General features: G+C 58.0%; 8 protein-coding genes. 4 read left to right on the top strand and 4 right to left on the bottom strand.

Going from position 1 to position 11290, the window contains the following annotated elements; genetic code table 11:
- Both C5O24_RS07715 and C5O24_RS07710 read right to left on the bottom strand, forming a co-directional pair.
- Positions 1-1451 (bottom strand): BamA/TamA family outer membrane protein (locus tag C5O24_RS07715; protein ID WP_500690277.1); only part of this gene is annotated, 1451 nt, incomplete at its 3' end.
- Between the two features lie 139 nt (positions 1452-1590).
- Positions 1591-4407 carry a TonB-dependent receptor gene (locus C5O24_RS07710; RefSeq protein ID WP_107681672.1) on the bottom strand — a complete coding sequence of 939 codons (2817 nt, stop codon included), beginning with the start codon at positions 4405-4407 and terminating at the stop codon, positions 1591-1593.
- 159 nt (positions 4408-4566) lie between these two features.
- On the opposite strand from C5O24_RS07710, the gene C5O24_RS07705 reads away from it, so the two are divergent.
- The 4 genes from C5O24_RS07705 to C5O24_RS07690 are packed head-to-tail and all read left to right on the top strand — an operon-like array spanning position 4567 to position 8434.
- The gene (locus tag C5O24_RS07705) at positions 4567-5829 is read left to right on the top strand and encodes a 3-phosphoshikimate 1-carboxyvinyltransferase (protein ID WP_107035891.1); all 1263 of its coding nucleotides are present in this window, start codon (positions 4567-4569) and stop codon (positions 5827-5829) included.
- Positions 5826-6290 carry a phospholipase gene (locus C5O24_RS07700; protein ID WP_107035892.1) on the top strand — a complete coding sequence of 155 codons (465 nt, stop codon included), beginning with the start codon at positions 5826-5828 and terminating at the stop codon, positions 6288-6290. Before C5O24_RS07705 ends, C5O24_RS07700 begins: the two co-directional genes overlap by 4 nt.
- Entirely contained in the window at positions 6287-7117 is an 831-nt protein-coding gene (locus C5O24_RS07695) for a metal ABC transporter permease (protein WP_107035893.1), read from the top strand. Before C5O24_RS07700 ends, C5O24_RS07695 begins: the two co-directional genes overlap by 4 nt.
- Before the next feature lie 39 nt (positions 7118-7156).
- Positions 7157-8434, top strand: a complete 1278-nt coding sequence (locus tag C5O24_RS07690; protein WP_107681671.1) for a DUF4934 domain-containing protein — start codon at positions 7157-7159, stop codon at positions 8432-8434.
- A 76-nt stretch (positions 8435-8510) separates the two neighbouring features.
- Here C5O24_RS07690 and C5O24_RS07685 read toward each other — a convergent pair whose 3' ends face one another.
- A complete protein-coding gene (locus C5O24_RS07685) occupies positions 8511-10043 on the bottom strand; it encodes a sulfatase family protein (protein ID WP_237613012.1) in 1533 nt (510 codons plus the stop codon).
- A gap of 131 nt (positions 10044-10174) precedes the next feature.
- Positions 10175-11290: sulfatase-like hydrolase/transferase (locus tag C5O24_RS07680; RefSeq protein WP_107681670.1), on the bottom strand; the 1116-nt coding region annotated here is incomplete at its 5' end.

Here is an 11290-nt window from a genome sequence, read left to right as displayed (position 1 = left end):
TATTCAGGCCGCTCCTGGTAGTTCATCGACACGGCCAGTTCGGTAGTGGCCTTGATGCGCCGCTTGTATTCGCCCGAAAGGAATGGAAACAGGAAACTGGGGAATGTCAGTCCGGCCTCGCCGGCATACTCCGTGTAGCGGTTGTTGATCAGTCCCGACAGATTTCCCGATAGGCTCTCGTAGTTCATGCGGAACTGGGCTGTGAACAGGTTCGAGGCACGGCCTACGTCGCGGTGCTGATACGTTGCGCCTATGCCGAAGCCCAGATCCCCCTCCGAGTTTGTGCCCTCAAGCTCAAGTGTGGCGCCCTGTTTCTTGTTGCGTGTCAGATACACGTAGGCGTCGATCCACTGGCTGCCGTCGACAGGTGCCGATACCGGTTGCATCTCTATGTTGATAGAGCGCAGTATGCCGAGCTGCGCGAGCGACTGATAAGTCATGTCAACGTCGCGCGACGAATAAAGCTGTCCCGGCTCTATGAAGCATTTCTCCTCAAGGGTCGATGGCCTGATATAGCGGTCGCGGCCATACACCACGTGGATGTCACCGCGGCTGACTGTGTCGCGTTGCCACGTACGGTCGGAGTTAGGAGCGTAGTCGGTGATGAACCATACCGACCTCACCCTGTAGGTCAGATGAGGTATTGAGATCGCCTCTTCGCCCGACGGCGCGTTGCCCTCAGTGCTTATGCCTGGCGTCATGGGCGGTCTGATGACCATTGTCAGGTCTACGTCGAGAGAGTTTTCGGCCGTGTCGGCTATGTAGGATATATAGTCTTTGGCGAAGGCATAATATCCGTGGTCGCGCAGACGGCGGGTCACCAGCGAGCGTTCTTCGTCAAGCCTGTCGCGGTCAAACGGTTCGCCGGAGCGGAGTGTCAGCAGAGCCGAGTCGGCGCGGACTATACGGGCTATCGCGGTGTCCGCGATGTCATAGTTCATGCGCGATATCCGGTGGCGCGGGCCGGTGTTGACAAGATAGCTGACATCCATGCGGCGGCGAGCGCTGTCGGGCAGGGTGTCGACTTCTACCGAGGCCTGCATGAATCCGCGGTTGACGAGAGCGAGCCTTAGCTGCCGGCGCGACGCCTCGGTAAGATCGGAATTATAGATCACCGGCGGCTGTCCGAGTCGTCGAAGCCATCGGTTATACCAGTGGGTGGAGTCCTTGCCCGAAAGGCTGTAGGTGGCAAGCTGAAGTTTCAGAAAGCCCAGCACCTTGTGGTTTGGAGTCTGGCGCAGATAGTTGACAAGATCCGAACTGCGCACCATTTCATCGCTTCGTCGGTCACCTGATGTATCAGTAGTCTGTGTGATCACAATTTCAGTATTGTCAAGCAGATACTTCCCTTGTGGCACATGTTTCACCGGACTGCATCCACACGCCAGCCATAGCGTTCCTATCGCTATGGCCGTGCGGGTCTTTATACTGCGAAATCTGATCACTCTCACTCTGTAGCTTATTGGACTGCAAAGTTAGCAAACTCGCCCCACAGCTGCAAGCGCGTTTGTCGCGGCTTCATGCTGTGTCAATGTTAAAAAAAGAGATGTCGGGTCATTTCAGCCCCGACATCCTTTGTGCCTGTGCGCTTCAGAAACGCGGCGGACGTCCGCCATGGCCGCCCGGACCGCCGGGCCCGCCGGGTCCGCGCATATTCCGGTCGGAAGGCATGTTGCCCTTGCCGAAGGTGTTGAATTTGTAGCTTACCGTCAGCATGAAGTAGCGGGTGAGGTCGTTGATCATCGTGTCATCGATATAGTTGGCGGTGATGGTGCGGCTTATGTTGGAGCGCTGGTTGAGAAGGTCGTAGGCCTTCAGAGCCACGGTGAGCGAACGGCTCGGCAGGAACTGATAGGAGATCGAGGCGTTACACATCCACTGTTTCTGGTTGTAGCCTGCGGCATAGCCTGCCGAACCCGAATAGGTCAGATCGGAGTTGAGTATCACTCCTATCGGGGTGGAGTAGTAGGCCGAGAATGTGCCTCCGTAGGTGTGGACGGTCTGGCCGCCGATACCCTGCAGAGAGTTGTGGGTGGTCTGAAGGCGGTATTTGGGGCGAAGTTCAAGCTCCAGGTTGTCAGGACGGAAAGCTATGCCGAAGCTTTCGGCCACCATAAGCGATCCGGAGCGGTTGCGCTGGCCGTTGTTGAAGCCTACATTGCGGTTGTAGTTGACAAACAGGTGGTTGTTGATCTGCCAGAATTTATTGCGCAGAGGTTGGGAGAATATCGACATCACTCTGGCCGACCATACTCCGTTGACGTTTTCGTAGCGGGTGGTCTGGGCGCCGGTTTCCCTGTCGCGGGTGATGTTGCTCACTATCGAATTTTGTGTCAGCGACATATTGGCCATGAGCATGATAGAGCGCTGGCGTTCTGTGTTGAAATCCTGGAAGCGGATATTCATGTTGTGGCTGAACGATGGATCCAGCGCCGGGTTGCCGTATATGATGTTCATCGGGTCCGACATGTCAGGCACCGGCTGCAACTGCGTGAGTGAGGGCTGCGACGAGCGGCCGCGGTAGTGGATATTGAGCGAGCGGGTCTTGCTGAATCTATGGCGGTAGCGCAGGAACGGAGCTACATTGACCATCCACCGCGAGTCGATATCGCGGTCGGAGTTGATCAGGTCGATGCTTTTCGACATCTGCGGCACGAGCGATATGCCTCCCTCGAAATTTATGCTTTTGGTCACCTGGCGGAAGCCCAGGCGTATGTCCTGATTGAAATAGTCGTTGCGGAAACGGTTGCTCAGATCGGGGTTGAATATCAGCTGCGAGTAGTCCACTTCGGGGAAGCCGTCGGGGCCGGGCATGGGAAGCAGCGGATGGTCATAGATCATGTTGTCGGCGTTGTTCCAGCGGTAGTTGAGGTTGTAGGCAAACGTCAGGAATCGGCCGTTTTTCACGTTGCCGAGCGGTTCGGTCCACGTCAGACGGGCACTCATGCGGTCAGTCCATGAATGGTTGCTCGCTTCCTGATCGTATATGTCCACGGAGTCGTTTAGCAGATAGAACAGGTTGCGTGAGAAGGTGTTCTCATGCTCCCTGATGTTGGAGTGGTTGTATTCGGCGCTGATGGAGAACGAGCGTCCGCGGTGGCGGCGGAACGAGTGGCTGTATATCAGTCGTGCGCCGAATTCAAGCGAATGTCCGTCGGCGGCTGCGGTGTTGAGACTGCGGCTCACGGCGGTGCGGGCTGCGTCGCCGGCACGGGTGATTGTGGAGTCGATGCTCGACGATGAGTTCATGTTGTACGACAGCGTCGGACGGAATTCAAGTGTGTTGAACGAGTCGGGCATCCACTCCATTCTGAAACCGGCGCTGACATTGTGTCCGCGGTCGCGGGCGTTGCGTCCCGACGATGCGAACGAGGTGGAGTCGGCTTCGAGGTACTGGCGTTCCTGACGGCGAATCACATTGCGGTCGGAGTGACTGTACATCACGTTGCCGCCCACACGGAATATCTCTTTGTTGCCAACGTTGAAGTTTATGCCGAGAGCCTGCGAGGTGGTCAGACCCTGACTGCCGCCGAACCGGCGGAAACGGTTGCCGTTGCTGTCGGTGAAGCCGAGCTGGTTGATGTCGTTGAAGTTGCCCAAAAGGGTCATCTGGTTGCCGTTCCAGAAACGGTTGACGTTGAACTGGCCCAGATAGTGCCCTTCGGTGCCGTAGCCTGCCTCGGCGGCGCCGAAGTAACCGTTCTGCATCCCTTTCTTCACCGTAAGGTTGATCACCGTCTCGTCCTCGCCGTCGTCCACGCCGGTCAGACGTGCCAGATCGCTCTTGCGGTCAACCACCTGAAGCTTCTCGATCATCTCCACAGGCAGGTTTTTTGATGCCACCTGAGGGTCGTCGGCAAAGAATTCCTTGCCTTCGATCAGTATCTTTTTCACCTCCTTGCCGTTGGCTGTGATCTTGCCCTCGGAGTCTACCTCCACGCCGGGCAGACGTTTGAGCAGATCCTCCACCACGGCATTGGGCTGTGTCTTATATGAGCCGGCGTTGTATTCCACCGTGTCTTCTTTCACTTTGATTTCGCTTGCCACACCGACGACGGTCACTTCTTGGAGCTCAATCGCGCTCATCTCGAGTACGATTGGCTCCAGAGTGACACTTTTTGAACCGATCTTTGTGTCTTTGTGTGTTGTGCGGTATCCGATATACATCGCCTCCACTATGTAGTTGCCGCTTTTCACTCCTGTGAGGCTGTAGTTGCCGTCGATATTGGTCTTGACACCATTGATAAAGGTCGAGTCTTTGGCTGCCAGCAGTTTTACGGTCGCTGCTACCATCGGTTCTCCGTCGGAGTCGACGATTTTGCCTTTGATGTCGTAGGCCAGAGCCGTCGCGGCTCCGAGTGTCAGGGCTATCAGCGCTGCAGTGCAGCGGTGGAAGTAATGTATCATCAAATATGTCTTTTTTCTCGTTTGTCCGAAGTAATAGACTCGCGGACGATGCAAAGGTTTAACACCGGTTGAAAAAATATCTGCAAAAAACTGCAAAAAAAACCGACACCCATGCCCGGAGATGCTGCCGCTAAAGCTATTTTGGTTAACTTTGCCGATATGAACTTAAGAATTTTTCCGCCCGACGAACTGCTTCAGGCCGACGTCAGGCTGCCTCTCTCAAAAAGCATCAGCGCAAGGGCGCTCATACTCGACGCTCTCGCCGGAAACGATAAGCCGGGCTTTGAAGTCGCCCATTGCGACGATACGGCAGCAATGTGTGGCGCTCTTGCCGATCCGGCGCTTGAATATGTAAATATCGGCGCCGCAGGCACAGCCATGCGTTTTCTGACTGCCTGTTTCGCCGCACAGCCGGGGCGCACCGTCAGGCTCGACGGATCGGAGCGCATGCGCCGCCGTCCCGTGGCGCCGCTCGTCGACGCGCTGCGCTGCTGCGGAGCGTCGGTTGATTATGTCGGCGAGGAGGGATTCCCGCCGCTGCTGATTCGCGGATCGCGGCTCGCCGGTGGCGAAGTCAGTATCGATTCCACCATAAGTTCGCAGTTTATCTCGGCGCTGCTCATGATCGCGCCGATGATGCAGCGCGGACTGCGTCTGACGCTTGTCGGAGAGCCTGCTTCAGAGCCATATATGGCCATGACTCTCGACATGATGCGCCGGTGGGGGGCGTCGGTCGACCGGCAGGGAGCTGTCATAGAGGTAGCTCCCGGAGCATACCGGACTCCCGACGGATTCGAGGTGGAGGCCGACTGGAGCGCCGCTTCCTACTGGTATGAGATCGAGGCGCTGACCTCCGGATGGCTCACTCTGCGCGGACTCGACCGGCCCGCCGACAGTCTGCAGGGCGATTCGAGATGTGCCGGACTATTCACCGGTCTCGGAGTGGAAACGGAGCCGGAAGGTGAGAATGGCGGCATTGATCTTGTGGCTTCGCCCGACGTGGCGCCGCGCTTTGTGGCCGACATGGCCGACACGCCCGACATCGTGCAGACGGTGGCAGTGAGCTGTGCCATGCTCGGAGTGCCCTTCAGGCTCACAGGAGTGGCATCGCTGCGCATCAAGGAAACCGACCGCATAGAGGCACTCCGCCGTGAACTGCTCAAGGTCGGTGTGATCATGCAGACCGAAGGCGACGACTGCATTTTCTGGGAGTCGGCCCGGCGTCCGGTGACCGAAATCCCGGTGTTCGATACCTACGACGACCATCGTATGGCCATGGCATTCGCTCCCGTGGCAATCTATATCCCCGGAGCCGTCGTGCGCGATGCCGGGGTGGTGGCCAAGTCCTATCCCGGATTCTGGGATGATCTTCGTGCCGCCGGGTTTACGGTCGAAGAGTTTTCGGAGGAGACTGACGAATGATACCAGCGCTGATATTGCTATGCGCTTTGGTGGCGGTAGGGATTGTCTGCTATCTGCTTGAGGTGAGACACCGTCGCATAGCGCGCGATATGGCTTCAGACCACGACGATGACACTGGTTCCGCATCCGGCGGCGACGGTGGAGAATGCTGCGGCATGCATCTTGTCTGCGAGAAAGATTCGCTGCTGACAGCCGTGAAGCCTGTGGTCGAATACTACGACGATGAGGAACTCGACCGATATGCCGGCACTGCGCCCGACGCATATCCCGACGAGGCCGTCGAAGAGTTCCGCGACGTCATGCTGACACTCCGTCCCGAAGAGATAGCGCCGTGGGCGCGAAGCATACAGCTCCGGGGCATCGCGCTGCCTGAGGCTGTGCGCGAGGAGCTGCTGATGATTGTCGGCGAGGCGCGTCAGGCGGCCGGCGGAAACTCCGTAAAATCAGTCAAAGCATCATGAACGAACTATTTCAATACACCTTCTTTCAGTACGCGCTCATCGGTCTTGCGATCATAAGCATCGCATCGGCCATGATAGGCACATATATCGTCACACGACGCATGGTGTCGATAAGCGGCGGAGTGACCCACGCCTGTTTCGGCGGCCTCGGACTTGGCTACTATCTTGGATGGAATCCCGTGCTGACGGCCGCACTGTTCGCTGTGGCCTCATCGCTCGGAGTGGAGCTGATGTCGGTCAGAGGCCGGGTGCGCGAGGACTCGGCCATAGCCGTCATCTGGGCAATAGGCATGGCGGTGGGCATCCTGTTTGTGTTTCTCACTCCCGGATATGTGCCCGAGCTTAACAGTTTTCTGTTTGGCAACGTGCTGACCATCTCGAGTGCCGATCTGTGGGCTTTCGCTCTGTTCACAGCTGTGCTGGCACTTTTTTTCGCGCTCTTCTACCGCCGCATAGTGGCTGTGGCCTTTGACCGCGATTTCGCTTTTGTCATTGGGCTTCCCGTAGGCACGATCTCCACTGTCATGACCGTCATGACAGCCGTGTGTATCGTCCTGACTATACGCCTGGTGGGCATTATGCTGCTTATGTCGATGCTCGCTCTGCCGCAGCTGACGGCCGAACTGTTCTGCCGTCGCTTCTCGCGGATGATGCTTGCGTCGGCCGCGGTGTCGCTGCTGTGCAGTGTCGGCGGCCTGCTTCTTGCCGCTGTTGTCGATGTGCCATGCTCGGCGCTTATAGTCCTTGTCATGGCCGCAGTCTACGTGCTGACGGCGCTCGGCGTCTATGTAGCCAGGCGTGTGCGGATGCGTTCCTGTGATCAGTGATTTCAACCAGTCATTTAACACATAATACATAGTCAGATTATGAAACATCTTCTTTATGCCGCGGCAGCGGCTGTCGCAGTGGCGGCTTCCTCGTGTAGCGGCAATGACGACGCAGTGATGGGGCGTATCGACGTGGCCTCCGCCATATCATCGCCTTCGGAGCTGAAAGTGAGCGAGATTGGCAAGGCTATCCGTTATGTGCCGCTTGCCACGGGCGACAGTTTCCTCGTGGCCAACCGGTGGAAACTCCGCGTGGTCGGAGACCGTGCCGTAGTGTGCAATACCGGATCGTCGGCTGCCGGAGCCGGATCGTCGGTGCTTGCGTTTGACCTTGCCGACGGACGTTTTCTCAATCATATCGGTCATGCAGGACAGGATCCGGAGGCTTACCGCCGGCCTGAATTCGTCACCGACAGCAAAGGCCACACTCTTTTCTTCCGTGGAGTCGGCGACAGCCTTGTCAGATATGACGTCGACGGACGCTTTCTCGGTGCGGCGCCCACCTCATTCCCGGCTGCCGGACAATTGCCTGCGGCAGTTGTCGACACTATGCGTGTCTATGCGCTGACGGGCTTTATGGAAGTGCCGGTGCCGTATCTCTCGGCGGTCTTCGTAGGTCCGTCGGGAGTCGTTGCCGACTCGCTGCCGATTGTGCGCCGCGCAGCGGCTGACGACCCGGTCGATCTCGGTTCGATAGGTGGTATCACTGTAATGAAAACGCCCGGGCTTATGCGCAACTCACAGCAGGGACTCAGCGGACTTAAGATGGATGCCCGGCCGGCAAGCTACAGGTCGGATGACGCCCCGTTGTGGTACACTCCCGAAGGCGATATCCATGCCATGCTGGCTTTCTCCGACACGATTTTCAGTGTCGGGTGCGGGCGTGAGCCGCGTCCGGTCATGGTGATGGACTTCGGCGACAGGGCCTATACGGCGGCCGACAATGGCCGGCGCGATATCAGCGACGATGACTTGATCGTGTCCGACATAATAGAGTCGTCCGACAAGCTCTTCCTTGGCGTGCGAAAGGGATGGCGCACCGATGACGACGAACGAAACTTCATCGGATATTACGACAAGGTTTCAGGCACTACACGCATGACCCGTGCAGCCGACGGATTTGTCGACGACCTGACCGGTTTCATGCCGTTCTATCCAGTAGTGGCCGCGCCCGACGGCAGCCTCATCGGCATACTCACACAGGAGGATATCCTCAAGTGGATCGAAGAGCACCCCGACGCTACGGTGCCGCAGCAGCTGCAGGCCGTGGCCGACAGCGAGGAGGAGCCCAATCCGGTGCTCGTCATCCTGAAGTGACAATTTCTAAAATCAAGGCGCTGTGACGGATCATTCTGTCACAGCGCCAGTCGTTTGTCATATCCCGTTCCGGCTTTTACGGCAGCTTTGTTGCGGCCGTAGAGCGCACGCGACGGAGTATGTTCTGCATGTCAAACACCACTTGGGGGTGGATGAGAGCCACATTTTCGGTTTCGCCCTTGGTCGACGACATGTCGTAGAGCTGCGGCATCGGATTGTTCCCTGTCTCGATCTTCGGCCCCCACTGTATCATTGCGGGTCCGTCGTTAGGCTCGATATACTTCCAGTCCTTTGTCCTTACGCCAAGAGTGTGGTTCGAGGCAAGCTCTACCACCCAGGGGGTGTCGGTGGTGTCGGTGCCGAGCAGATTGCCCAGACGCTGACGGCTGTCGGGGGCGGCGGCTTCAGGCAGGCGGGCGCCTATAAGTGACCCCAGAGAGGCCATCCAGTCGATGTGCGACATCAGCACGTCCGACTCCTTTCCGCCGGCAACGCCCTTAGGCCATCTTACGATCGCCGGCACCATCGTGCCACCCTCGAAGGCACTGTACTTGTTGCCGCGGTACGGACCTGTGGGGCTGTGACCGTTGAGCAGTTCCTCGGCCTGGTCATCATAGCCGTCGTCAAGCACCGGGCCGTTGTCGCTGGTGAGTATCACAAGAGTATTGTCGGCTATGCCGAGCTCGTCAAGAGTGCGCATGATCTCGCCCACCGACCAGTCAAACTGCGTTATGGCGTCGCCCCTGACACCCATCGGGTTCTTGCCTCTGAAGCGCTCGTGGGGGAAGCGGGGCACATGCACGTCGTTGGTGCAGAAATACATGAAGAACGGTTCGCCGGCATTGCTGCGAATGAAGTCTATGGCGTGCGATGTGATCGAGTCGGCTATGTTCTCATCCTTCCACAGCGCCTTGCCGCCGCCCGACATGTAGCCTATGCGGCCTATGCCGTTGACTATGGCCATGTCGTGGCCGTGCGACGACCGCATGTTGTAGAGCAGCTCCGGATTATCCTTGCCGGTAGGCTCGCCGGGAATGTTCCTGCGGTAATCCACGCGTATCGGATGCTCCGGATCGTAGTTGGCGACCTTGCCGTCCTCGATAAAGACGCATGGCACACGGTCGGCCGTGGCTGCCATGATATAGTGGTAGTCAAATCCTATGTCGGCCAGACCCGAGGGAAGGGGAGCGTTCCAGTCCTGTTCTCCCGTCTTGTCACCGAGTCCGAGATGCCATTTGCCTATGGCGGCGGTGCGGTAGCCGGTGTTGCGAAACATGTCGGCCATCGTGTACATCTCCGGACGTATTATCATTCCGGCATTGCCCGGGGCTACATCAGTTCCGGGGCGGCGCCAGGCATATTCGCCGGTCAGAAGCGAATACCGCGAAGGGGTGCTCGTGGCGGCTACGGCATGGGTGTTGGTGAACTTGATGCCCTGCTCGGCAAGTCGGTTGACGTTGGGGGTGCTGACATTTTTCGCTCCGTAGCATTCGAGGTCGCCGTAACCGAGGTCGTCGGCCAGAATGATGATTACATTGGGTTGCTCCCTGCTGTTGACCTTGTCCGACAGGGAATTCTTGTGCGATTTGGCGCTGACGGCGCCGGGCATGCACAATATTGGAGTAAGCAGCGCGGCGGCTGTGGCCATGCGGCTGTTGAGTGATTTATTGATCATAAATCTTGAAATTTAAGCGAAAGTCAGTGGATGGAATTGCTTGTTGTCGCTATGTCGTGCGGATTTTATCGCTCGTCGGGCCACGGCAGAGGTTTGCCTGTGCTTCGGAGCGTCGGACGCTGTGCGTCGACCGAGCGCAGGTATGTGCCGAGACGTCGCGAAAGTTCGTCGGTCAGATCCTTGCGCTCATCAGCCAGATTGTGGCTTTCGGTTATGTCGTGGCCTACGTCATACAGCTCTTTTTCGCCCGTGACGTAGTTGTATATGAGCTTGTGGTCGTCGAGGCGTATGGCTGTGTTGAAGTTGATGCCCGGGCCCTCCACTCCCCAGTGGTTGGGAAAATTCCAGTAGAGCGGGCGGTGAGCCGATGGATCGGAAGTGCCGTCGATCAGCGGCACGAAGCTGATGCCGTCGATTCTCTTTCCGTCAGGACGGATGGAGTCGGCGCTCAGTCCGGCCATTTCCATTATCGACGGGTAGAAGTCTTCGATCATCACGTAGCGCGGCTGTACGGAGCCTGGCTCGGTGCGTCCCGGCCAGCGGACGATCATGGGTTCGCGTATGCCCCCTTCGAGCAGGGAGCATTTTCCAGAGCGGAGAGGAGCGTTCTGGGTGTGCTCGGCGCCGTCGCGCCATCCGCCGTGGGCGCCGAGGCCGCCGTTGTCGCTCATGAATATCACGATGGTGTTGTCGGCCTCGCCGGTCTTGTCGAGCCAGTCGAGGATGTCGCCGAGGCTCTTGTCCATACCCTCCACGAGCGAAGCGTATGCAGCCTCTTTGGGCGAATAGCCGCGGTCGACATACGACTGGTAGAAACGCATGTCGCGGTCTATCGGCACATGCACCGCATAGTGGCTCATGTAGAGAAACCACGGGGTGCCGTAGTCGCGGGCTCTGTCAAGTTCCTTAAGAGCCTCCTGAGTGAGAGCTTCGGTGACAAACGTGCCGCTGCCCCAGTATTTTTCCAGACCCTCTATGGCGAAGCGCGATGTGCGGCGCCCGTTTTCGTCGTGGCCGTAGTTCTTTTCCGACAGATAAGTCGCAAGGCCGCCGTTGGGGCCGCCCGCCACATTGACGTCAAATCCCCAGTTGTAGGGATATTCGCCGGGGGTGCGGGTAGAGCCGAGATGGAGCTTGCCGACATGTATGGTGTGATAGCCGGCGTCGCGGAGCTCGTCGAC

This window comes from Paramuribaculum intestinale (genome assembly GCF_003024925.1).
Lineage (GTDB): Bacteria > Bacteroidota > Bacteroidia > Bacteroidales > Muribaculaceae > Paramuribaculum > Paramuribaculum intestinale.
Note: the sequence above shows the minus strand (reverse complement) of the source record. Positions and strands in the feature narration are given on the sequence as shown.

Excerpts from the sequence above, each read along its gene's own strand:
- C5O24_RS07690 (WP_107681671.1), top strand. The coding sequence starts at position 7,157 with ATGAAACATCTTCTTTATGCCGCGGCAGCGGCTGTCGCAGTGGCGGCT.
- C5O24_RS07685 (WP_237613012.1), bottom strand. The coding sequence starts at position 10,043 with ATGCCCGGCGCCGTCAGCGCCAAATCGCACAAGAATTCCCTGTCGGAC.
- C5O24_RS07695 (WP_107035893.1), top strand. The coding sequence starts at position 6,287 with ATGAACGAACTATTTCAATACACCTTCTTTCAGTACGCGCTCATCGGT.
- C5O24_RS07705 (WP_107035891.1), top strand. The coding sequence starts at position 4,567 with ATGAACTTAAGAATTTTTCCGCCCGACGAACTGCTTCAGGCCGACGTC.
- C5O24_RS07700 (WP_107035892.1), top strand. The coding sequence starts at position 5,826 with ATGATACCAGCGCTGATATTGCTATGCGCTTTGGTGGCGGTAGGGATT.
- C5O24_RS07710 (WP_107681672.1), bottom strand. The coding sequence starts at position 4,407 with ATGATACATTACTTCCACCGCTGCACTGCAGCGCTGATAGCCCTGACA.